A 20,838-nucleotide genomic window follows, 5' to 3' on the forward strand; every position below is an offset into this window, starting at 1 on the left:
GGCGTCGGCGCCCGCCCTGTCAGCGCGCCGGCCGGGACCGCGCAGTACGCGGTGATGGTGCGGGCGCCTTCGCACCGGCCGATGCCTTCTTCGACGCCGGTCCCGACGCCTTGGCAGCGGCCTTGGCTGCAGGCTTCTTCACGCCGCCTGCTGCCGCACCTGGAGCCGACTTCGCTGCGGCAGCTTTCGGCTTCGCGGCTCCGCCATCGGCCCGGGCGCTGCGTCCGGACGCGGGCTTGCCGGCAGCAGCCTTGGCGCTGGCGGACCTGCCGGTCGATGCCTTGCGGGCCACGTCCTGCATCCCTTGCATGCCCTGCGCCGCCAGCTGCGAGGCCACGCCGGTCGCCGTCTTCACGGCCTCGGTCGCCATGGTGCGGGTTGCGTCGAGCGCGCTCTGGTGCTGCGCGACGTCCTGCATCGCATGGGCCGCGATCTGCTGGAACTGCGTGCTGAGCGCGGTCCACCATTGCATGGGATCGATCACGCCCGGCGCGGCGGCGGGGCCGCCGGATGCGGCGTCGTCGCCAGCGGCGCCACGGGCCGTCGCCGCCTCGCCTGCGCCTTGGTCGGCTGGCGTCTCGGCGCCTGCGTCCGCCGCATCGCGCCCTGCCGGCTGGTCGCGCGCCGGCGTGTCTTGCGCACCGGCACCCGCGGTGCGATGACTTCCGAAGAACGAAGACGTCGACGAAGACGGTGACGAAGGCGACGACGGAGACGTGGACGACGCGGCAGCGGGCGCGGGTTCGGAGGTTCTGGGCGCGAAGGCGCTGGCCAGATCGCCCATGGCGACGTTCATGCCCTTGAGCGTGGCCAGCGTCATCTTCTGCACTTCCAGCGCCTGCACGGTGGCCGTCAGCGCGCGCGAGTTCTGGTCCAGCCAGAACTGCACGGCCTTCAGTTCCTCGATGCGCTTTTCCAGTTCTTCCTCGCTCACCGTGGGCGCCACCCAGCCCGGCATGCCGGGCACGCTGGCCGCTGAGTTCTTCGCCAGGTTCTGCAGGAAATCGAAGCCCGGCACGAAGCGGCCGAAGCCGAAGGGAGAGTTGTCGCTCATGGTCGTTCCTTCGCGGGATGTCTGTCTCTTGGGGGGTGGCGTGGGGCCGGCCGTGCCGCGCTCCGCGTGGCCGCAGCTTAACGCCAACCGCGTGGCGATCAAGCCCCTGCCACGGCGCTGTGCGGGGCTTGCAAACCACGATGCCGTGCGGCCTGCCGGCCCATTTGACCCGTCTGCGCCACGCCCTGCGCGACAAACGCCCTAGAATCCGGCGACCAGCCTCGCTGGAATGTCGTGTTCACTTCCATCAAGAGATAAATCAACACCATGGCAACTGCAAAGAAAACCACCCAAGCCGCCACCAAGGCCGCGCCCGCCGCAGCCAAGAAGGCCGCTGCACCTGCAACGAAGAAGACTGCGGCTCCTGCGGCCAAGAAGGCCGCCGCACCTGCTGCGAAGAAGGCTGCAGCGCCTGCTGCGAAGAAGGCCGCCGTGCCCGCGAAGAAGGCCGCTGCACCCGCCAAGAAGGCAGCAGCAGCTCCTGCCGCCAAGGCCGCGCCAGCTGCCCTGAAGCCCGTCAAGGAAGCCTTCAGCAAGACCTCCCTGGTGGCCCACCTGGCCGCACAGGCCGGTGTCGAACCCAAGGTCGCCAAGGCCGTGCTGACGGCTCTGGAGAGCGCCATCCTGGGCTCCGTGCACAAGAAGGGTTCCGGCGAATTCACGCTGCCCGGCCTGATGAAGATCGGCCTGCAGCAGATCCCCGCCAAAAAGAAGCGCTTCGGCAAGGACCCGTTCACGGGCCAGGAACGCTGGTTCCCCGCCAAGCCCGCATCGGTCAAGATCAAGACCCGCGCGCTGAAGAAGCTCAAGGACGCGACGATCTGATGCATTGACCCATCGATCGACCCGCTCGATCGATGGACCGCCGGCCGCCGCGCTGCGTTGCGGCAGCGGGCAGCACCCAGCAAAAAGCCGGCTCACGCCGGCTTTTTTTCGTCTGCACAGCGGCCCTCATCCGCGCGGCTCGGGCGCTCGCGGCTCCAGGTAGAGGGTGGCCAGCCGCGCGCGCTGCGCGGGGCCCACGCCCAGCTCCTGCTCCAGGTAGCGATCGAGGCCGCCGTGGTCGCTCTCAACGGCTTCCAGCGCCGCGTGCAAAAACTCTTCCTGCACCCGCCAGAGCACGCCCAGCACGGCTTCCGGGGCCGTGCCGGCGAACTGCGCGGGCCGCTGGTAGAGGCCGTTGGTGAGTAGGTAGTCGTCCATCACCACATGGCGCGGAACGCCCAGCGCCAGCAGAATCAGCGCGGCGGCAAAGCCCGTGCGGTCCTTCCCTGCGGTGCAGTGGAAGACCAGCGGCGCATCGCTGGCCAGCAGGTGCTCGAACAGCGCCCTGAACTGCGGTGCGTTGACCGAGACGAAGTCGCGGTACGTGTCCTGCATCAGTTGCACGGCGATGGCGGGGGTCAGCTCCTCGCCGGCCATGGCCATGTCCTTGGCGCGCTGCACCACGGTGGGCTCGATGGAGAGCGCGTGGTAGGCCACATCGGGGATGGCGTAGGCCAGCGACGCACGTTCGGCCGCGCCGCGGAAGTCGATCACCCGCGACAGCTGCAGGCCGGCCAGCACCTCGGCGTCCTGCGGCGTCAGCGACGCCAGGTGGTCGGAGCGGAACAGCCGGCGCCAGCGCACGCTGCGGCCATCGGCCGTGGCATAGCCGCCCAGGTCGCGGAAATTGGTGGCGCCCGACAGGGGCAGGGATCGTGTGAACGCTTGCATGCCGGCACTGTAGCGAATGCGTGTGACGGCTCCAAGCACCTGCGCGCCAGCCGTCGGCACACGCGCCATCGCCCTACAGCCCGGCGGGCAGCTCGCCTTGACACTCGACCGCTCTGACCGCTTGCCCGCCATCCGTCCGATGCCCACTGCCCAGAACGTCCAGCCCGCCCCCACCCCGTCTGACGCGCCCACCGGCGCCGCGTCCCGGCCCGCTGCGGCGCCGCAGCCCGTAGGCGACCCGGCAGCCGCCGGTGCCTACCGCTGGCAGTTCTTCCGTGCGGGCGGTGTGGACCAGGTCATCATCCGGTCCGGCCAGGACATCGCGCATCTGGCCGAGCTGGACCAGAAGCTCTGGGTAGCGCTGGCCTGCCCGACGCGCGGCATCGAGTTCGACACCCGCACGCTGGACCTGATCGACACCGACAAGGACGCGCGCATCCGCCCGCCGGAACTGCTGGCCGCCTGCGCATGGGCCTGCAGCGTGCTGGCCGACCCCGAGGAACTGGCCCGCCCGGGCGACGCGATGCAACTCACGGCGCTGGCCACCGGCACCGAGGAAGGCGCCGCGCTGCATGCGCAGGCCCGGCGCATCCTCACGCTGGCCGGCCGGCCCGACGCCGACACGCTGACGCTGGCCGACGTGCTGGAGCGCAGCGCGCACCTGAGCGCGCAGCGCTTCAACGGCGACGGCGTGGTCAGCCCCGAGGCCGCCGGCGACGACGCGCTGGCGCGCCAGACGCTGCGCTGGATCATGCAGACGCACGGCAGCGTGCCGGCCGTGGACGACGAACCCGACGGCGTGAACCGCAAGCTCGCCGAGGCCTTCTTCGCCGATGTGGCCAAGCTGCGCGCCTGGCACCAGGCAGCGCGCGAGGCCACCGCCGACCTGCCGCTGGGCGAGCGCACCATGGCCGCCACGCAGGCCGTGAACAAGGTGCGCCAGAAGGTCGACGACTTCTTCGCCCGCAGCCGCCTGGCCGCCTACGACATGCGCGCGGCCGCGGCGCTCAACCCCACCCAGCAGGAATATGCCGCGCTGGGCGCCGGGCACGAACTGTCGCTCGCGTCCGAAGCGATTGCTGCGCTGCCCATCGCGCCGGTGTCGGCCGTGGGCATGAACGGCGTGCTGCCGCTCACGCGGGGCGTGAACCCGGCCTGGACGGCGGCGCTGGCGGCGCTGCGCGCCAAGGCGGTGGCACCCCTGCTGGGCGAGAGCTTCGACAGCCTGACCGAGGCGCAGTGGCAGCAGCTGAAGGACGCCGTGGCGCCCTGCCAGGAACGGCTGGCCGCCAAGCCCGCCACGCCGCTCTCCTCCATCGAAGGCGAGGCGCTGTTCGCGCAGGTGCTGGAAGGCGATGCGGAGCAGCGGGTGATGGCGCTCATCGACCAGGACGAAGCCGAGAAGGCGCACAACGATTCCACGCTGGGCCTGGAGAAGCTGCTGCGCTTCAAGCGCGACCTGCTGGTGCTGCTGAACAACTTCGTGTCGTTCTCCTCGTTCTACCAGCGGCGCGGCGCCATCTTCCAGGCCGGCACGCTGTACCTGGATGCGCGCAGCTGCGAGCTGACCGTGCAGGTGCCCGATGCCGCCGCCCACGCCAAGCTGGCCGGCCTTGCCAAGACCTATCTGGCCTACTGCGCGTGCACCCGTCACGGCGGCCAGAAGGGGGTGGAGAAGATGACCATCGTCGCCGCCTTCACGGCGGGCGACGTGGACTTTCTCTTCGTCGGCCGCAACGGCGTTTTCTACGACCGCCAGGGCCACGACTGGGACGCCACCATCACCAAGGTGATCGAGAACCCCACCAGCATCGCGCAGGCGTTCTTCTCGCCCTACAAGAAATTCCTGCGGGTGATCGAAGAACAGGTGGCCAAGCGCGCCGCCGCCAGCGACACGCTGGTGCAGAAGTCGCTGGGCACCAAGGCCAGCAGCCTGGCGAACATGCCGCTCGCCGCCAACGCCGCCGCAGCGCCCGCCGCCACGCCGGCGCCCGAGACCGGCATGCGGCGCACCGACGTGGGCACGGTGGCCGCCATCGGCGTCGCGCTGGGCAGCATCAGCGCGGTGCTGGTGGGCGTGTTCGCCAAGTTCGTCGACCTGGGGCCGTGGATCCCGCTCGCGCTGGCGGGCATCGTGCTGGCCATCTCCGGCCCGAGCATGCTGATCGCCTGGCTGAAGCTGCGCCAGCGCAGCCTGGGGCCGATCCTGGACGCGAGCGGCTGGGCCATCAACGGCCGCATGCGCATCAACACGCGGCTGGGCGGCTCGCTGTCGCAGACGGCCCATGTGCCGCCCAATGCGCGCCGTTTGCTGGACGACCCCTTTGCCGAGCCGCGCCGTGGCTGGCTGGTGGGCGGCGCGGTGGTGCTGGCGCTGGGCGCGGCGTCGTTCTGGGCCTGGCGGTCGATCAGCTTCTAGCCGCCAACAGCCCTCGCCGGCCCGCGGGTCGCGGGGCGCCGTTCAAACCCATAAAGCTATTATTTTTATAGCTTAAAACCTTTGTAATACGGGCGCTGCAGGCCATTTTCGCTTCAGATCTGCGTGCCAGCACCAGGGTGGGCGGGGCGCTCGTCCGCGCCGGCAGCCGAGCGCAGGGCCGCCATGTCGGAGCCACAGAGCGCCGCGCCAGCCGCCCGCTCCAGCGCATAGGCCGACAGCCGGTCGCTGGCGGGTGCCAAGCTCGGGTGCAGCGCAGCCACCGAGCGCAGCGCCCGCTGCAGCGCCACCCCCACTTCGACCGAGCCCGCGGCATAGCGGGCCAGCGGCTCGAACACGTCTTCCACCATGCCGCCATGGCGCAGCGCGGGCGCACTCACGCGGTCGAACGTGACGGGCCGGCCCTCTTCGGGCTGCGCCCGGGTCTGCTGCGCCCAGTAGCCCAGCGTGCGCAAGGCGGTGGCCATCACACCCAGGGCGGTGCCGGGGTCGTTGATGGATGCGGACATGGCACGCGCGGCGACCTCGCCCATCACCACGAAGCCGAAGCGCGGGTCGTGGTCGAAGGTGCGGCCGTCGCCGATCAGCACGGCGTCCCGCAGGGCCTGCTGCGCGTCAGCGTCCAGCGGGACGTCCGCGCTGGCGATGACGGTGTCCGGCGCCACGAAGGCACCGGGCAGCACGTGCACATGCAGCGTGGTCTCCAGGGCCTTCGCCTGCGCCTGCAGCAGGTCCATCGACACATGCTGCACGAAGCCGGTGGTGTCGCTGCGCACGGCATGCGCGCCGCGCTCGTCCGGCTGCTGGCGCCGGCCGCCGAGGAAGGGCTTCTCCAGGCGCTGGTCGATGGCCTTGCGGGTCACGCGCTCCAGCCGGTTCATGGTCTCGCCCAGGCGACCGAGCACCGAGAGATAGTCGATCCAGCGCAGCAGCACGACCACCACCACCAGCAGGATCACGAGCGTGAAGCCGAACAGCACCAGCCGCCCGCCGTCGCCATACACATGCGCGTGCAGGCCGACCAGCGCGATCACGCTGTAGAGGAATGCGCCGATGAACACCGCCAGCGTGTTCTGCACGGTGGAGTCTTCGATGAGCAGCTGCGAGGCACGCGGCGTGGCGCTGTTGGCCACCGCCGCGAACGAGGCGACCATGGTGCTGGCCGAGAAGATCGACACCGTGAGCATGCTGGACGCGAGGATGTTGAGCAGGCTCTCCAGCGCGTCGGAGCCCAGGTCGAGCGCCACGCCGTCGGGGATGTACGGCCCCGCCCAGGTCGACAGCATGACGGCCGCGCAGGCCAGCACGGCGAAGAGCGAGCAGCGCACCCAGGTCTTGCGCGCCAGGCGCTGCAGCATGAAGACGAGCTTTTCGGACATGGCGCCGACTATGGCGCAAGCGGGCGGCCTCGCGGCACACCTGCGTCGCGCGGGGCTGTAGGCGGAGGCCGGAAAGCGATGGCCCGGCCAGGCGCTGCAGGCAGAACCGGCCCCGTCGGCAGACCGGGCCGAAACCCCGTGGCGACGGGGTCAGGCGATGCCGGGCCCGGGGGGCGGAGCGACGAGGGCTGCGTGGCCCCACGCCTAGCGCATCACCAGCCCCCCGTCCACGAACAGCACCTGCCCGGTCATGAAGCCGCTCCAGTCCGAGGCGAGGAACAGCACCGGCCCGGCGATGTCCTCCGGCCGGGCGATGCGCCGCAGGGGCGTGGCGGCGGTGAGCGATTCGCGGAACGCCTCGGGGGTGGACTGGCTGGCCTGCGTGGGATAGACCAGCCCCGGCGCCACGCAGTTCACGCGGATGCCGAGCGGCCCGAGTTCGACCGCCAGGTTGCGGCTGAACGCCACCAGCGCGGCCTTGGCCGTGGTGTAGTCGTGGTACGGCACCACCGGGTTGTCGACCAGGTTGGTGGCGACGTTGACGATGCAGCCGCGCGCCTGCTGGCGCATCTGCGGCAGCACGGCCTGGCAGACATGGAAGGCGGCGCCCACCGCGCCACCGAACTGCGCCTGGTAGTCGCCCCACTGCAGGTCGCCGAACAGGGTGCGGCGGCGCGGGTCGAACGTGTAGGGCCGGAAGGCGTTGTTGACGACCACGTCGATGCGCCCGGCCTCCAGCAGGATGGCATCGACCATGGCGCGCACGGCCTGCGGGTCGCCGACGTCGGCCTTGACGGCCCAGGCGTCGCCGCCGGCGGCGCGGCAGGCCGCCACCGTGTCGGCGGCCGCCGCATCGTTGGCCAGGTGGTTGACGACCACCGTGGCGCCCTCCTGCGCGAACGCCCGCGCGATGGCCGCGCCGATGCCCCGGCTGGCGCCGGTGACGAGAACGATCTGGCCTTGGAACTTGCCGGTCATGCGCGGGCCTTTGCTGGAGAGGTGGCCGGGGTCAGGCGGAGGGCAGCAGGCTGGCGTCCACCACGTCCGCCACGCGGATCGGCCGCTGCACCAGGCCGAGCGCATGGTAGGCGTCAGCGCCCTTTTGCAGCGACGCCAGGTGGATGCTGCCCAGCGGCTGCCCGGGCGTGGCCGGCTGCGCGGCGGCGTTGCGCAGGCGGATCACCTCCAGGTTGATGTCCGGCTGCGTGCCGTCGATGGCGTGCTTCACGGCCAGCGCGGCGGCTTCCTCGGGCTGGCCGATCATCCAGGCGGCGCTGTCGCGCCAGCCCTTCAGAAACGCCCGCAGCAGCGCCTTCCTGGCCTGCAACACGTCCTGGCGCACCACGAACAGGTCGCTGGAGACGTTCAGGTAGTCGCGCACCTGCAGCACGTTCACCTCGCCCAGGCCCTTGCGCCGGCCCACGGCCAGGCCCGTGTCGGTGGCGGCGGTGGCGTCCACCTGGCCCTGCAGCAGCGGCGCGAAGTTGAGCAGGCCGGTGACGACGATGGTCACGTCCGATTCCTTCAGGCCGGCCTGGTGCAGCATCACCAGCAGGTTCTGCCGCGTGCCGCTGGAGAGGCTGTAGACGCCGATGCGCTTGCCCTTTAGGTCGGCCGGGGTGCGGATGCGGGCGGAAGGGAGCGACACCACGTTGAACACGTTCTGCGGATAGATGTCGTAGAGCGCGACCAGCTTCTCGCCCTTGTCGAGCGCCATGAAGAACGAGCCCGGGTCGGTGAACGCCACATCGCCCTGGCCGCTCAGCGTGTTGCGGATGGCGTCGCCGCCGCCTGCGCCGGGCAGATAGGCGACTTCCACGCCCTGTGCCTTGAAGAAGCCCTTGTCGGGTTCGGCCAGCAGGTTGGTGATCTCGCTGATGGGCTTGCTCCAGCCGGCCACGGTGACCTTGCCGCGCACCTGCGGCTGGGCCCAGGCGGCGGGCGCGGCGAAGGGGCCGCCGGCCAGGGCGGCGGAGGCGGCGAGCAGCGCGCGGCGCGAAAGGTGGGAAGGGCTTGCCATGGTCGTCTTGGGTTGGGAAGAGGAAGAAGAAGCAGAAAGGAATCAGGAGACAGCGGTGTAGGGCCGCAGCAGCAGCCGCTCGACGAGCAGCGTGGCCTGGTAGAGCAAGAGCCCGATCACCGCGATGAGCACCAGCGCGGCGAACATCAGGGCCGTGTCCATCGACCCCTGCGAGGCGATGATGACGGCGCCCAGCCCCCGGCTGGCGCCGATGAATTCGCCCACCACCGCGCCCACCAGCGCCAGCACCACGGCCATGCGCAGGCCCGCCAGCACGGTCGGCAAGGCCACGGGCAGCTTCAGCCGCAGCAGGGTCTGCCAGCGCGTGGCGCCCAGCATGCGAAAGAGCTGCAGGCGCTGCGGGTCGGCCTGCTTCAGGCCGGTGAGCGTGTTCTCCATCAGCGGGAAGAAGCAGATCAGCCCGGTGATCAGCGCGGTGGAGGCCATGCCGAAGCCGAACCACAGCACGAAGAGCGGCGCGAGCGCCAGCTTGGGCGTGACCTGGCTCAGCACCACATAGGGCCGCAGCACGCGCTCGGCCCAGGGCGACTCCGCCAGCAGCGCGCCCATCAGCAGGCCGGCGACGCCGCCGCCCGCCAGCCCCAGGCCCAGCGCGGACAACGTGGCCGCCACATGCGGCGTGAAGTAGCCGCTGCGCAGGCCGGCCCAGAGCGACGCCGCCACCGCGCTGGGCGCGGGCAGCACCAGGGCCGACAGCCCCGAACGCCGCGCCAGCGCCTCCCAGGCGGCCAGCAGCGCCAGGCACAGCACGGCGCCCAGCGCGCGGGCCGGCCAGGCGGATGCGGCGGCGGTGTGCGGCGGCCGGCGGCCGGTCATGCGGCACCTCCGCCCGCCGCGAGCATGCTGGCCTGCACCAGTGCGCAGAGCCGGTTGAAGGGAACGTCATGGCGCAGCGACTGCGTGCGCGGGATGGGCAGATCGACGGCGATGTCACCCGCCACCCGGCCGGCCGCCATCACGGCGATGCGGTCGCCCAGGTACACGGCTTCGGTGATGTCGTGCGTGACGAACAGCACGGTGGTGCCGCGCTGGCGGCAGGTGCGCAGCAGGTCGTCCTGCAGCTCGGCGCGGGTGATGGCGTCGAGCGCGGCGAACGGTTCGTCGAGCAGCAGCAGCGCGGGCTCGAGGATGAGCGCGCGGGCCAGGGCGACGCGGCTCTGCTGCCCGCCCGACAGCTGGCGCGGATGGCGCTGCCCCTGCCCCGCCAGGCCCAGCTGGGCCAGCAGCCCCTGCGCGCGCGCATGGTCGGCCGCCGTGGGCCGGCGTTGCAGCGACACGGGCAGCAGCACGTTGTCGGTCACCGGCTGCCAGTCGAGCAGCGTGGGGGCCTGGAACATGAAGCCCAGCTGCGGGCCGGGCGCCAGCACCTCCCGGCCCTGCATCCGCACGCAGCCCGCCTGCGGGCGCAGCAGCCCGGCGGCCAGCTGCAGCAGCGTGGTCTTGCCGCAGCCGCTGCGGCCCACCAGGCAGTGGACCTCGCCCGCGCCGACGCGCCAGCGCACGCCGTCCACCACCGGCGGGCGGCCGGGGTAGGCGAACACGGCGTCGTCGATGTCGAGGAACGCGGCGCCCGCCGGGCCGGCCTCAGCCGCACCGGCAGGCAGCGCGTGGAGGAAGGTGTCAGTCGGCATAGGGCGCGAACGGGTCGGCGGCGGTCTCCGCCGAGGCTTCGATCTCCACCATGCGCACCAGGTCGAGCAGGTTGAAGCGGCCGTCGTGGTGCCAGCCGGCCTCGGGCGTGCTCATGGCGCCGATGGCGCTGATGCGGGTGACGCCGGCCGCGCCCAGCAGCGCGGCCAGCCGGTACAGCTCCTCGGGCGCGGCGGCCACGCCGGCGCTCTGCAAAAAGGGCTTGTGCCGGGCGACCACCGGCAGCACGTCGTCCAGCGCATCCACGGCCACCACCTGCACGGTGCGCTGCAGCGCGGTGGGCGAAAGCGGCCCGAGCGTCTCGCCGTAGGCGACGCTCCAGGCATCGGCAGGCGCGCCGATCAGCTGCGCCCCGGGCGGCGCGCCGGGTGCGGCCGACAGCGCCTTCCATTCGATGGCCTGGCGCCAGTGCGCGACGGCGGCGGCTTCATCGACCGGCAGCGGCCGGCGCGGGAAGCGCCGGTGCAGGTTGGCCAGCTCGGCGGCCAGGTAGTCGGCGAAGGCGCGCGGCGACACCGCACCGCCGCGCTGCACGTAGAACACATGCGGCGAATAGCAGCCCTGCTGGTCGTAGCGCATCACGTCCCATGCGGCCAGGCGCGCCAGCGGCGGGGCCTTGAGCGTATCGAGCGCGCCGGCGCTGACCAGGCCGAAGCCCAGTTTGTGCCCGTGGGGCAGAAAACGCGTGGTGACGGGCAGGCGGCGGCGGATGGCGTCCAGCGCGTCGTTGCCGCCATAGGCCAGCACCGTGTCGGCCTGCGCGTAGAGGGCGTCGGCGTCCTCGCCGCCCGCGCCCTTCCACCAGACCACGGCGAAGCAATCGGCCAGCGGCGGGTGCTCCTCGGCCAGCAGCTGGGCGAACCAGCCGGCAAAGAGCGGCTCGGCGCTGGGCAGCTTGCCGATGTTGCCGGCCTTGACCAGCAGCCCGCAGACGAAGCTCCAGAGCGCCAGCGCGGGCACGTTGCCGGCCCAGCTGTGCACCAGCAGGTCGGGGCCGAAGGCGCGTACCGCGCCGCCCTTCGCGGCAGGCTGGAAGCCATCGAGCAGCAGCGGGTTGGCGAAGTCTTCCGCCACGAAGCGGCGCAGCTGCGGGGCGCGGAAGGTCTTGAAGAAACCGGTCAGCCCCAGCCGCACCATCTCGGCGTCGTAGCCGCTCACGACGGGCAGCAGCGCCTCGGCCTGGCGGCGCCAGGGCCCGGCGCGGTCGAGCAGCCGGACGATGGCGCGGTCGATCACGTCGATGACCTGCGCCACCGGCATGGGCCGCAGATGCAGGGCGGCGGCCTGCCGCACGCGGGCTGCCAGCGCGTCCATCTGCGCGGCGGTCAGCACCGGCACGGCGACCTGCAGCGGCGTGGCGGCGTGGTCGAAGCACAGCAGCTGCCAGTCGACCTCCGCCGGATCGATGCCCGGCAGGTAGCCGGCCCGCACGGGCTGCATGCCGGGCGGGGTCATGCCGACGCGGCCCGCACGAATTCCTCCACGGCCAGCGAGCAGCCCTTGGCCTGCGCGCCCTCGGCGCGGCCCAGCAGCAGGAAGCCGCCCTCGGCAGCCAGGCCCACGTCCTCGGTCAGGATGGTGGTGACGGCGTTGTAGTTGGCCAGGTCGCAATGCACCAGGATGCCGCGCTCGCCGGGTGGCACGTCCCGGCCCGTGGCGGGGTCGACCAGGCGCGAGCGGATCCAGTGCGGGCCCGACTTGACCGACGGCACCACGGCATTGCCATCGTCATAGAACTGGGTGCTCAGCTCGGTCATGCCGTACATGTTGATGCACTCACTGCGCGGCACGCCCAGCGCCTCGGACAGCGCTTCGTAGAACGCATCCAGCGGCAGCTCGCGCGACTGGCCCTTGTAGCCGCCGGTGTCCAGCAGCCGGCTGCCGGGCGGCAGGCGAAAGCGCCGGCCCTGCGCGTGCAGCGCGTCCATCACATGCACGAAGCTGTAGCTGGCGCCCAGCAGCGCATAGGGCTGGCCGGTGCGCTCGGCCGCCTCCAGCGCCTGCCAGAGGCCGGCCAGGTCGATCCCGCGCGCATCGACGAAGTGGCGGCTGCCCGGGCTGCCGAAGCGGCTTTTGGCGAGCGCCAGGTAGTGCGCCAGCGACGAGTTCGGCATGAGGTCTTCGTCCGGGAAGAGGATGCCCATCGGCAGGCGCTCGGCGCCGCGCATGAAGCGCTCGGCGAAGTGGCGCTGCATGGATAGGTCGTACACGTCGAGCCGGGGGTGGAAGTGCCGCCCGCGCGTGTCGCCGCCGCGCGTGGTGCCGCTGGTCATGAACACGCGCTCGGTGGGCGAGGCGGGCTCGGACCGCAGCTCCATCGCCTTGAAGGCGTCGATGGGCACGGCCGGAATGTCGCTCCAGCGCTGCACGCTGCGCAGCGTGGCGCCCCGGCGCTGGGAGAAGGTGCGGTAGGCGGCGTTGGCGCCGTACTGGTGGGCGAAGAGGCGCAGCGCGAGCGCGTCGAACTGGCTGTCCGTGCAACCACCGGGCATGGCGATGAAGGCGAGGATGTCCGCGACCAGCGGGGCGACCTTGTCCATGGGGCTTCCTTGGGTGACCTGGGGGTGATCTGGGTGGATGCTCCGAAGGTCGCCCGCCCCGCCGGATCCGGGCGCGCACGGTGGCGCGGGGGTGGGGGGTTGAAGCTCTTCTTCCGCCGGCATGACCCGGTTCAAGTTCTCGGGTGTGGATCTCAGCACGTCAGTGCACCCCGGAGCGTGCGGGATCTTAACCGGGCGGGCGCGGTGCCGCATCGCGTGGGGCATGCCCGCCGGAGCGCCACCACCGCTCGCCCCTACGGAGCCTCAAACCACTTCGCAGCGACGTACAGGCCGTTCAACATCCGGCCCGTGCCCACGGCCCCAGAAACCGGCGCAGCCTCCCCCATCCGATGGCCGCGGAGCAGGCCACGCCAGCAGACGCCGTGGAACGGGCTTCGCCCGGCCACCGGCGTCGTCCCCCTGCCCGCCACGCGCAGCGTGGCGAGAGCGGAGGGAAGCCGCGCAGCGGCTCAGGGGGGTGCTGCCCTCTCAATCCAGCTTCACACCGGCCGCGCGGATGATCTCGCCCCAGCGCTTCGATTCGGCCCGGGCCATGGCGCGGAACTGCTCGGGCGTGCCGGGCAGCGCTTCCATGCCGAAGTCCTTCATGCGGCGCACCACGTCGGGCGCGGCCAGGGCGCGGTTGATCTCGGCATTGAGCCGTTGCGTGATGGGCGCGGGCAGGCCGGCCGGCGCCACCACGCCCTGGAAGGCGTAGACCTCGGTGTCGGGCACGCCGGCCTCGGCCAGGGTGGGCACGTCGGGCAGCGCGGCCACCCGCTGGGCCGCGCCGATGGCGAGCGCGCGCACCTTGCCGGCCTGGATCACCGGCAGCCCGGCCGCCAGGTCGAGGAACATGCAGGGCACCTGCCCGCCCATCACGTCCTGCAGCGCAGGGGCTGCGCCGCGGTAGGGGATGTGGGTGAGGAAGGTCTTGGTGCGGTGCTTGAACATCTCCATCGCCAGGTGGTGCGGCGACCCGTTGCCGGGCGATGCGTAGTTCAGCTTGCCCGGGTTGGCGCGCGCATAGGCCAGGAAGTCCTTCAGCGTCTTCGCCTCGAACGCCGGGTTCACCACCAGCGCCAGCGGAAAGCGGCTCAGGCCCCCGATGTAGGTGAAGTCCTTTTCCGGGTGGAAGGGCAGTTTGCTGAACAGGTGCTCGTTGAAGGCAAGCAGGGCGTTGTCGGCCGACATCAGCGTGTAGCCGTCGGGCTTGGCGGTGGCCACCAGCTGCGCGCCGATGTTGGTGGAGGCGCCGGGCCGGTTGTCCACCACGATCTGCTGGCCCAGCGGGCCGCGCAGCGCTTCGGCCACCGTGCGGGCCAGCACGTCGGTGCCGCCGCCGGCCGGGTACGGCACCACCCAGCGGATGGGCTGGTGGGGGTAGTCGGACTGGGCGAAGGCCCAGGGTGCGGCGCTGGCGCCGGCCAGTGCCAGGGCGCTCTGGAGAAGCTGTCTGCGTTGCATGGGGTGATGTCTCCTGAAGGATGGGGTGGGTGGACGCTGGATTCAGCGAATGGCGTTTGCCATTCTTTTGATAGCTTCATGCCCTTGATTTCAGGGCGCCAGAGGCACTTTTGGCTCGGATTCCGTGGCCCCGGCGCGGGCCGGGGCTCGGCCTTGCGCGGCCGGGGGCGCCGCCTCGAACCGCACCCGCTCCACGCGAAAGCCCTGCGCCGCCAGCAGCGCGGGCAAGCCGTCAGCGCCCACCATGTGCAGCGCGCCGACTGCGGCGAACACGCGGCTGCCGCTGCGGTGGCGGGCGGCGATCGACGCCGCCAGTGCGGGGTTGCGCGCGGTCACCACGCGCTCGAAGGCTGCGCGGTCGGCGGGGCTGTCCATGCAGTCGCACCACTGGGCATAGGTGGCCAGCAGCGCGGTGCGGCCATCGGCCCAGGCCTGCACCAGCGTGCGCAGGCTGTCCCGGGCGTGGCCGGCTTCCAGCGCGCGCAGTCCTGAATCGACCGCTTGCGCCGATTCGCCCGGCAGTTCGCCGGCCGACAGCGCCGCTATTTGCAGTTGCGGTGTTTCCAGCGACAGCACGGGCAGGCGCAGGCCGCGGGCCAGCCCGGCGAGCACCAGGTCGGTGCCATAGGCAGGGTCGATGCCGTCCCGCCGCCCTGCCATCACCGACAGCGCGGCGACCTGCATTTCCGGGCGCAGCGGCGCCAGCGCATCGGCGGCACAGGCGGCCACGGCCTGTGCGTGCAGGCGCTGCGCCAGGGCAGGCGGCAGGGGCGGCGCACCGGGGGGCTGGCGCATCGCCGCCTGCAGCGCCTGGGCGATGGCGGGGTCGAGCGGGTCGAGTTCGAGCGCGACGACATCGCTGGCGCGCACCGCCGCCAGCACGGTGGGGCCTGGGAGCATCCAGTCGCGGTAGGCGGCGTGCACCGTGCCGTAGAGCCAGCTGGTGCGCCCGCCCTGCTCCACGCGCCAGAGGGCGCCGCGGTCGCGCGCCGCGCGCAGCCCCTGGGGGATGGTGGCCGGGTCGAGCGGAACTGCGGCGGGCGGGCAGCCGGCGCCCGCGGACGGCGGGGCCGGCGGGGACGGCACGGCGAGCGCCGGCTGCGCCAGGGCCAGCACCGGCCAGGCCAGGGCGCAGCAGGCCCAGGCACGCAGCCGGTGCAGCGCGCGGCGCGCGCGGGCGGTCATGCGCCGGGCTCGGCGATGGTCTGGTCGATGGCGCCGAACAGGCTCTGGCCCGCGGCGTTCTTCATCTCGATGCGGATGGTGTCGCCGAACTTCATGAATTCGGTGCTGGGCTTGCCGTTCTGGATGGTCTCGATGCAGCGCTGTTCGGCGATGCAGCTGTAGCCCTTGGGCCAGACCATGCGCCCACCCTGCTCCACGCCCTGATTGCTGACCGTGCCGCTGCCGACGATGGAGCCGGCGCGCACGTTGCGCGTCTTGGCGATGTGGGCGATGAGCTGGCCGAAGTGGAAGGTCATCTCTGGCCCCGCCTCGCACTGGCCGACCTTGCGGCCGTTCCAGGTCGATTCGATCGTCAGGTGCAGCCGGCCGCCCTGCCAGGCGCTGCCCAGCTCATCGAGCGTGACGGCGACCGGGCTGAACGCCGTGGCGGGCTTGGACTGGAAGAAGCCGAAGCCCTTGGCCAGTTCGGCCGGGATCAGGTTGCGCAGCGACACGTCGTTGGCAATCATCACCAGGCGGATGCCGTCCAGCGCCTGCTCGGGCGTGGCGCCCATCTTCACGTCGCCGGTGACGACGGCGATCTCGGCCTCGAAGTCGATGCCCATGGCCTCGCTGGGCACGACCACGTTGTCGCACGGGCCGATGAAGTCGTCGCTGCCGCCCTGGTACATCAGCGGGTCGGTGTAGAAACTCTCGGGCACTTCGGAGTTGCGCGCTTTTCGCACCAGTTCGACGTGGTTGATGTAAGCGGAGCCGTCGGCCCACTGGTAGGCGCGCGGCAGCGGTGCCATGCACTGGGCCGGGTCGAACGGAAACGCATGCCGTGCGCGGCCGGCGTTGAGCTGGTCGTACAGGTCCTGCAGCTGCGGCGACAGGAAGTTCCAGTCGTCCAGCACCTGCTGCAGGCGGGTTGCGATGCCGGTCGCATAATGGGCCGAACCCAGATCGCGGGACACGACCACCAGCTGGCCGTCACGGGAACCATCCTTGTAGGTGGCGAGTTTCATCGCTGTGCGCTCCTTGTCTCCGATCGCCGTGGCCGGCCGCTGCCGGGCACGAATTACGAATGGGTGAATTGATTTAACTAAACAGAACTCGCAAATTCTAATGCAGATGGACAAGGAACGGGCCGGCATTCAGTCGGTGGAAGTGGGGTTCGCGCTGCTGGACGGGCTGACCCGCGCGCGCGGCCCCCTGATGCTCAAGGACCTGGCCGCCACCGCCGGGATGAGCGCGGCCAAGGCGCACCGCTACCTGGTGAGCTTCCAGCGGCTGGGCCTGGTGGTGCAGGACGCGCGCACCGCCCGCTACGACCTGGGACCGGCCGCGCTCAAGCTCGGCCTGGCCTCGCTGGCCCGGCTGGACGCCGTCAAGCTGGCGCGGGAACGCATGCCCGCGCTGATGGAGGCCGTGGGCCACACGCTGGCGCTGGCCGTGTGGGGCAACCGGGGGCCGACCATCGTGCACTGGGAAGAGTCGCCCCAGGCCGTCACCGCCAACCTGCGGCTGGGCGATGTGATGCCGCTGCTGTCGTCCGCCACCGGCCGCTGCTTTGCCGCCTACCTGCCGCGCGAGGCCACCGCCGCGCTGGTGCAGGAAGAACTGCAGCATGCCGCCCGCCTGGGCCGCACCGACCTGCCCACCGATACCGCCGCCGTGGACGCGCTGCTGCGCGAAGTGCGCGAGCGCCACTGCGCGCGGGTGGTCGATACGCTGCTGCCCGGCATCGTGGCGTTCTGCGCGCCGGTGTTCGATGCGGATGGCCACCTGGCGCTGGGCATCACCACGCTGGGCTCCATCGCCACCTTCGACCCCGCCTGGGACGGCGCCGTGCACGCGCCCCTGCAGCAAGCCGCGCTGCGCCTGTCCAGCGACCTGGGCGGTGCGGGCGCCAGCGCGGCGCCGCGCTAGCCTGGCGCAGGCGAGCCATCGGGCCACCGAGTCATCCACAGCGCAACCGCCATGCCCCGCCGCGTGCTTCTGGCCTTGGTGTGTGCCGTGCTGGCGCTGCACCTGCTGGCGCTGCGCCACCTGCCCCTGGGTGGCGCAGCGGCGGGTGCCGCGCCGCAGCGGCTGGCGTTCCAGACGCGGATGGTGGAGCCGCCGCCTGCGCCCCCGCCAACGCCAACGCCTTCGCCGCCCTCCGCACCAAAGCCCTTGCCTTCGCCCTCTCCAGCCAAGACCCCACCCGCTGTGAAGCGCGCGGCAGCCCCCGCGCCGAAGCCGCCGGCGGCCAAGGCGGCCCGCCCGTCTGCGCCCGACGTAACCGCCGACACCGACGCCGAAGCACCCTCGGCCACCACGGCCCCACCCGTGCCATCCCCCGCGCCCTCCCCCGCGCCCTCCCCCGCGCCGGATGCAGACGCCTCCACCCGTCCGGCCGCAGCCGACGCCATGCCCCCGCTGCCTGCCGACGCGGAATCGGCCACGATGGCGGGCGCCGCCGCGCCCGGGGCCGCGGCGTCCGGCCCTGCGCTTGCCGCCTCGGCGCCGTCCGCGACTGCGGCGGCGGACCCACCCGCCGAGCCCGAAACCCGCGCCGGCGTCACCATCCAGGCGCCGGGCAGCGCCCGCCCCCGCGCCGACGCGGATGCGCCGCCCGTGCGCCTGCCCGCGTCGGCGCGCCTGCGCTTCGAGGTCACGGGCGAAGCCAAGCGCTTTCACTACAACGCGAACGCCGAGCTGCTGTGGCGCAATCTGGGCGCCACGTATGAAGCCCGCCAGGAGGTCAAGGCCTTCCTGCTCGGCTCCCGGTCGCAGACCAGCACTGGGCGCCTCACCTCCGAGGGGCTGCAGCCGATACGCTTCGGTGACCGCTCCCGAAGCGAGCAGGCCGCGCATTTCGACCAGGACAACCACGTCGCCACCTTCAGCGCCAACACGCCCAGCGCCCCCATCGGCCCCGGCGCACAGGACCGGCTCAGCGTGTTCATCCAGCTCGGCGCGCTGCTGGCCGCCGCACCCGACCGCTATCCGCCCGGCACGCAGATCACCCTGACCACGGTGGGTGCGCGCAACGCCGACCGCTGGACCTTCACCGTGGAAGGCCCCGAGACACTGGAACTGCCCATCGGCCAGACCCCGGCGCTCAAGCTGCAGCGCCTGCCCCGCAGCGACCGCGAGCGCGACCAGAAGGCCGAGCTCTGGCTGGGTACGCAGATGGGCTACCTGCCGGTGCGCATCCGGCTCACCCAGTCCAACGGCGACTTCGCCGACCTCGCGCTGCGCGACCGCGATTCGCCCTGAGGAGCGTGCAGGCCCTGCCGGCCAGGGCGCCTCGCGCCGGGGCCACGTCGGACGTCGCGCCGAACGCCCGCAAACAAAATCCGCGCGAGCCCGGAGCGCCCGCTTTTCCGTGAAATACTGTGTTCACGCAGCACCTGGAAACGTGACGCTCGCGAGTCGGAAACGCCAGCCAGCCAGCCAGCCTGTCTGCCTGGAGGCACGAATCGGCTGGCAGTGCGTTGCAGGCCGGACTTGAAGTCCGCCCCAGGGCTGCCATCTGAGTGGTACGGAATTTGCAATTGGCCCTGACCGGCCAGCGGCTTTTCGTGAATGCAATGCACAGCACACTAGGGAGGAACGCCATGCACATGCTCTACGACTCTGAATCGTTCGTGGTGGTCCACATGCAGCCGGACGCTGCCGACACACCCGCAGCCGGCGCGTCCGCGGCCGCCGCGTCGATCCTCGCCCCCCAACTCGCCCGCCACGGCTTCGAGATCGTGGACAAACGCTCCGGCAAGGAGGTGTACCTCGACGGCTCCTGGGCCGAGATGTTCCAGGAACAGATCCTCGCCTGGCAGCGCGACACGCCCACGCAGGAAGAGGTGGACGACACGCTGGACGGCTACGTGGGTCTGGCGCAGAACCCTGTCGTCGTGCATTGAGCCTTGCCGCGCCGAGGCCGCACCGGCTGCGGCCCAGCCACCCCAGCGACGCCGCCGTCAGGCGCCGTGCCCACTCCCGCGCCGCGATGCCCGGCTCACCCCCGAAGCCGTGAGCCGGTACCGCTGGTTCCTGCTTTTCGGCTTGTCGGGCATGGTCATCTCCACCCACCCTTGCGCCAGCGCCGGGAGCAGATACGCCTGACGGAAGTGCTCCGCATGCTTGAGCCCCAATGCCGCTTGCAGGTCTGCACGCGACAGGTCCCCCTCCAACACCCGCAGCAGTCGATCGACTTCCGCGGTGACTTCCGCGGTGACCAGAGTCTTTTGACGCGCCGAAAGGTGTACCGGCAATCGCACCACAAATGATGAACGCTCGTCGTCGGTTTCGAACGCGGGCTCTGGCGATCCATTCATGCGCATCGCCTTGAGAATTTTCGGAATGCCGGTGGCCCGGCCTTCCGTGAGCTTGAGTTCTTTGAGGAACTCACCGATGCGGCGATTGCGGTATCGCCGGCTGACTGCACGGCCGGTCTGCAGGTCCTGCAGCCGCACGGATCGGTCCGGGCCTGGAAAGCTCAGGATCGTCACCTCGTCGGGGCTGATGCGCACTTCCACCGGCTCCGGAATCTCGTGGCTCCGGTGGTACACCGCATTCACCAGGGCTTCCTCCAGCGCCGCGAAAGGAACATTCCAGATCCGGGTGGCCTCGGCCGACTGCGGATGCTTGGTGGTCATTTCATGCAGGAAGTTGCGCTGCACATAGTCGAGCGCCTCGCGCACGGTGCGATCCGGTTCAAGCATGGCAGGAAATCCAGCACGGCCGGCAACTTTCCACGACCCCGATCAGGCTTCGGCGCTTGATTCACGAGCGCAAACAGCTATCTCTTTGATAGCAATTTCAGCTGACACCCCGGCTCCGCGCCATCTCGCGCCCCATGGCCTGCACCGCCTCGGCCGACAGCAGTGCCCGACTGGCCGGGTAGACCACCTCGTCTTCGCGGCGAAGGTGGTCGGCGTGGAGGGCGATGAAGCCGTCGAAGGCCGCCAGGTGCGCTGGCTCGAAGGCCGCCAGATCGCCGGCCGCCCAAGCCGCCAGGGGCACCCGGGCCTGGGCCCAGGCCGCCGCCATGGCGACGTGGTCGCGCTGCAACCGCGCCACCAGGGCGGCCATTTCGGCCGCCGCGACGTCGCCAGGGTGGGCGGCGGCGCGGGCCAGCAGGAGCGGGAAGACGTGGCGCTCCTCGTCGCCGTGGTGCAGGGGCGCGGCGATGTCGAAGTAGCGCAGCACGTCGCGCGCGGCGTCGCGCCCCGCCTCGTCCGCTCCGTGCGCGCGCGCTTGGGTGCAGAGCCGCGCCAGCAGGTCGAGCGAGCGCCCGATGCGTTCGTGGCAGGCGCCGAGCATCTCGAACGGCTGCTCGAACCCCACGGCGGGCGAGCGCAGGCCGGGCAGCGCGGCGCGTGAGGTCATGGTCTGGCGGG

Annotated in this window: 19 protein-coding genes and 1 riboswitch; of the genes, 5 read left to right on the plus strand and 14 right to left on the minus strand. The window is 71.5% G+C overall.

Annotated elements, in window-relative coordinates; translation table 11 throughout:
• Window positions 1-19 precede the first annotated feature (19 nt).
• Window positions 20-1,054, minus strand: coding sequence for a PhaM family polyhydroxyalkanoate granule multifunctional regulatory protein (locus tag ASF94_RS20000; protein ID WP_056670822.1), 1,035 nt, complete (start codon window positions 1,052-1,054; stop codon window positions 20-22).
• A 432-nt stretch (window positions 1,055-1,486) separates the two neighbouring features.
• Between ASF94_RS20000 and ASF94_RS20005 the strand changes: the two genes are divergently transcribed.
• On the plus strand, window positions 1,487-1,879 hold the full coding sequence (locus ASF94_RS20005; protein ID WP_056671126.1) for an HU family DNA-binding protein: 393 nt from the start codon (window positions 1,487-1,489) through the stop codon (window positions 1,877-1,879).
• 126 nt (window positions 1,880-2,005) lie between these two features.
• On the opposite strand, the gene ASF94_RS20010 is transcribed toward ASF94_RS20005, so the two are convergent.
• Entirely contained in the window at window positions 2,006-2,770 is a 765-nt protein-coding gene (locus ASF94_RS20010; RefSeq protein ID WP_056670825.1) for a tyrosine-protein phosphatase, read from the minus strand.
• 139 nt (window positions 2,771-2,909) lie between these two features.
• Between ASF94_RS20010 and ASF94_RS20015 the strand changes: the two genes are divergently transcribed.
• Window positions 2,910-5,189, plus strand: coding sequence for a hypothetical protein (locus tag ASF94_RS20015; protein ID WP_200933165.1), 2,280 nt, complete (start codon window positions 2,910-2,912; stop codon window positions 5,187-5,189).
• Window positions 5,190-5,302: 113 nt separating this feature from the next.
• On the opposite strand, the gene ASF94_RS20020 is transcribed toward ASF94_RS20015, so the two are convergent.
• From ASF94_RS20020 to ASF94_RS20065, 10 genes are all read right to left on the minus strand, one after another.
• The gene (locus tag ASF94_RS20020) at window positions 5,303-6,586 is read right to left on the minus strand and encodes a DUF2254 domain-containing protein (protein ID WP_056670828.1); all 1,284 of its coding nucleotides are present in this window, start codon (window positions 6,584-6,586) and stop codon (window positions 5,303-5,305) included.
• A gap of 204 nt (window positions 6,587-6,790) precedes the next feature.
• Complete coding sequence (locus ASF94_RS20025; protein WP_056670831.1) at window positions 6,791-7,564, minus strand: SDR family oxidoreductase; 774 nt, start codon at window positions 7,562-7,564, stop codon at window positions 6,791-6,793.
• 31 nt (window positions 7,565-7,595) lie between these two features.
• Window positions 7,596-8,606 carry an ABC transporter substrate-binding protein gene (locus ASF94_RS20030; protein ID WP_056670834.1) on the minus strand — a complete coding sequence of 337 codons (1,011 nt, stop codon included), beginning with the start codon at window positions 8,604-8,606 and terminating at the stop codon, window positions 7,596-7,598.
• A gap of 42 nt (window positions 8,607-8,648) precedes the next feature.
• A complete protein-coding gene (locus ASF94_RS20035; RefSeq protein ID WP_056670837.1) occupies window positions 8,649-9,443 on the minus strand; it encodes an ABC transporter permease in 795 nt (264 codons plus the stop codon).
• On the minus strand, window positions 9,440-10,258 hold the full coding sequence (locus ASF94_RS20040) for an ABC transporter ATP-binding protein (RefSeq protein ID WP_056670840.1): 819 nt from the start codon (window positions 10,256-10,258) through the stop codon (window positions 9,440-9,442). The genes ASF94_RS20035 and ASF94_RS20040 overlap by 4 nt, the downstream gene beginning before the upstream one ends.
• Window positions 10,248-11,732, minus strand: coding sequence for an acyl-CoA reductase (locus ASF94_RS20045; protein WP_056670843.1), 1,485 nt, complete (start codon window positions 11,730-11,732; stop codon window positions 10,248-10,250). Before ASF94_RS20045 ends, ASF94_RS20040 begins: the two co-directional genes overlap by 11 nt.
• Window positions 11,729-12,817: a long-chain-fatty-acid--CoA ligase gene (locus ASF94_RS20050; RefSeq protein WP_056670846.1), complete on the minus strand. Its 1,089-nt coding sequence runs from the start codon at window positions 12,815-12,817 to the stop codon at window positions 11,729-11,731. The genes ASF94_RS20045 and ASF94_RS20050 overlap by 4 nt, the downstream gene beginning before the upstream one ends.
• 91 nt (window positions 12,818-12,908) lie before the next feature.
• Window positions 12,909-13,000: riboswitch (TPP riboswitch) on the minus strand.
• Window positions 13,001-13,306: 306 nt separating this feature from the next.
• The gene (locus ASF94_RS20055; protein ID WP_056670848.1) at window positions 13,307-14,284 is read right to left on the minus strand and encodes a tripartite tricarboxylate transporter substrate binding protein; all 978 of its coding nucleotides are present in this window, start codon (window positions 14,282-14,284) and stop codon (window positions 13,307-13,309) included.
• A 90-nt stretch (window positions 14,285-14,374) separates the two neighbouring features.
• Window positions 14,375-15,469 carry a TraB/GumN family protein gene (locus ASF94_RS20060; protein ID WP_056670852.1) on the minus strand — a complete coding sequence of 365 codons (1,095 nt, stop codon included), beginning with the start codon at window positions 15,467-15,469 and terminating at the stop codon, window positions 14,375-14,377.
• Window positions 15,466-16,476 (minus strand): fumarylacetoacetate hydrolase family protein, encoded by a 1,011-nt coding sequence (locus ASF94_RS20065; RefSeq protein WP_056670855.1) that lies wholly within the window; start codon window positions 16,474-16,476, stop codon window positions 15,466-15,468. The genes ASF94_RS20060 and ASF94_RS20065 overlap by 4 nt, the downstream gene beginning before the upstream one ends.
• A gap of 106 nt (window positions 16,477-16,582) precedes the next feature.
• Here ASF94_RS20065 and ASF94_RS20070 point away from each other — a divergent pair, with 106 nt between their 5' ends.
• The 3 genes from ASF94_RS20070 (at window position 16,583) to ASF94_RS20080 (ending at window position 19,359) form a co-directional block, all read left to right on the plus strand.
• Window positions 16,583-17,380 (plus strand): IclR family transcriptional regulator, encoded by a 798-nt coding sequence (locus ASF94_RS20070; RefSeq protein WP_056671129.1) that lies wholly within the window; start codon window positions 16,583-16,585, stop codon window positions 17,378-17,380.
• Between the two features lie 51 nt (window positions 17,381-17,431).
• Window positions 17,432-18,715 (plus strand): DUF3108 domain-containing protein, encoded by a 1,284-nt coding sequence (locus ASF94_RS20075; protein WP_056670859.1) that lies wholly within the window; start codon window positions 17,432-17,434, stop codon window positions 18,713-18,715.
• 341 nt (window positions 18,716-19,056) lie between these two features.
• Window positions 19,057-19,359, plus strand: a complete 303-nt coding sequence (locus tag ASF94_RS20080) for a DUF3567 domain-containing protein (protein ID WP_056670862.1) — start codon at window positions 19,057-19,059, stop codon at window positions 19,357-19,359.
• Between the two features lie 57 nt (window positions 19,360-19,416).
• Here ASF94_RS20080 and ASF94_RS20085 read toward each other — a convergent pair whose 3' ends face one another.
• The gene (locus ASF94_RS20085; RefSeq protein WP_056670865.1) at window positions 19,417-20,160 is read right to left on the minus strand and encodes a Fic family protein; all 744 of its coding nucleotides are present in this window, start codon (window positions 20,158-20,160) and stop codon (window positions 19,417-19,419) included.
• Window positions 20,161-20,257: 97 nt separating this feature from the next.
• On the minus strand, window positions 20,258-20,827 hold the full coding sequence (locus ASF94_RS20090; RefSeq protein WP_056670868.1) for a hemerythrin domain-containing protein: 570 nt from the start codon (window positions 20,825-20,827) through the stop codon (window positions 20,258-20,260).
• Window positions 20,828-20,838: the final 11 nt, after the last annotated feature.

The sequence above is a fragment of the Acidovorax sp. Leaf160 genome (assembly GCF_001424265.1).
Lineage (GTDB): Bacteria > Pseudomonadota > Gammaproteobacteria > Burkholderiales > Burkholderiaceae_C > Paracidovorax.

What these genes read in the sequence shown, in the direction of transcription:
- ASF94_RS20065 (WP_056670855.1), bottom strand. Translation starts at nt 16,476, where the DNA reads ATGAAACTCGCCACCTACAAGGATGGTTCCCGTGACGGCCAGCTGGTG.
- ASF94_RS20000 (WP_056670822.1), bottom strand. Translation starts at nt 1,054, where the DNA reads ATGAGCGACAACTCTCCCTTCGGCTTCGGCCGCTTCGTGCCGGGCTTC.
- ASF94_RS20025 (WP_056670831.1), bottom strand. Translation starts at nt 7,564, where the DNA reads ATGACCGGCAAGTTCCAAGGCCAGATCGTTCTCGTCACCGGCGCCAGC.
- ASF94_RS20030 (WP_056670834.1), bottom strand. Translation starts at nt 8,606, where the DNA reads ATGGCAAGCCCTTCCCACCTTTCGCGCCGCGCGCTGCTCGCCGCCTCC.
- ASF94_RS20015 (WP_200933165.1), top strand. Translation starts at nt 2,910, where the DNA reads ATGCCCACTGCCCAGAACGTCCAGCCCGCCCCCACCCCGTCTGACGCG.
- ASF94_RS20045 (WP_056670843.1), bottom strand. Translation starts at nt 11,732, where the DNA reads ATGACCCCGCCCGGCATGCAGCCCGTGCGGGCCGGCTACCTGCCGGGC.
- ASF94_RS20070 (WP_056671129.1), top strand. Translation starts at nt 16,583, where the DNA reads ATGGACAAGGAACGGGCCGGCATTCAGTCGGTGGAAGTGGGGTTCGCG.
- ASF94_RS20055 (WP_056670848.1), bottom strand. Translation starts at nt 14,284, where the DNA reads ATGCAACGCAGACAGCTTCTCCAGAGCGCCCTGGCACTGGCCGGCGCC.
- ASF94_RS20035 (WP_056670837.1), bottom strand. Translation starts at nt 9,443, where the DNA reads ATGACCGGCCGCCGGCCGCCGCACACCGCCGCCGCATCCGCCTGGCCG.
- ASF94_RS20090 (WP_056670868.1), bottom strand. Translation starts at nt 20,827, where the DNA reads ATGACCTCACGCGCCGCGCTGCCCGGCCTGCGCTCGCCCGCCGTGGGG.
- ASF94_RS20050 (WP_056670846.1), bottom strand. Translation starts at nt 12,817, where the DNA reads ATGGACAAGGTCGCCCCGCTGGTCGCGGACATCCTCGCCTTCATCGCC.
- ASF94_RS20040 (WP_056670840.1), bottom strand. Translation starts at nt 10,258, where the DNA reads ATGCCGACTGACACCTTCCTCCACGCGCTGCCTGCCGGTGCGGCTGAG.
- ASF94_RS20085 (WP_056670865.1), bottom strand. Translation starts at nt 20,160, where the DNA reads ATGCTTGAACCGGATCGCACCGTGCGCGAGGCGCTCGACTATGTGCAG.
- ASF94_RS20060 (WP_056670852.1), bottom strand. Translation starts at nt 15,469, where the DNA reads ATGACCGCCCGCGCGCGCCGCGCGCTGCACCGGCTGCGTGCCTGGGCC.
- ASF94_RS20080 (WP_056670862.1), top strand. Translation starts at nt 19,057, where the DNA reads ATGCACATGCTCTACGACTCTGAATCGTTCGTGGTGGTCCACATGCAG.
- ASF94_RS20075 (WP_056670859.1), top strand. Translation starts at nt 17,432, where the DNA reads ATGCCCCGCCGCGTGCTTCTGGCCTTGGTGTGTGCCGTGCTGGCGCTG.
- ASF94_RS20020 (WP_056670828.1), bottom strand. Translation starts at nt 6,586, where the DNA reads ATGTCCGAAAAGCTCGTCTTCATGCTGCAGCGCCTGGCGCGCAAGACC.
- ASF94_RS20010 (WP_056670825.1), bottom strand. Translation starts at nt 2,770, where the DNA reads ATGCAAGCGTTCACACGATCCCTGCCCCTGTCGGGCGCCACCAATTTC.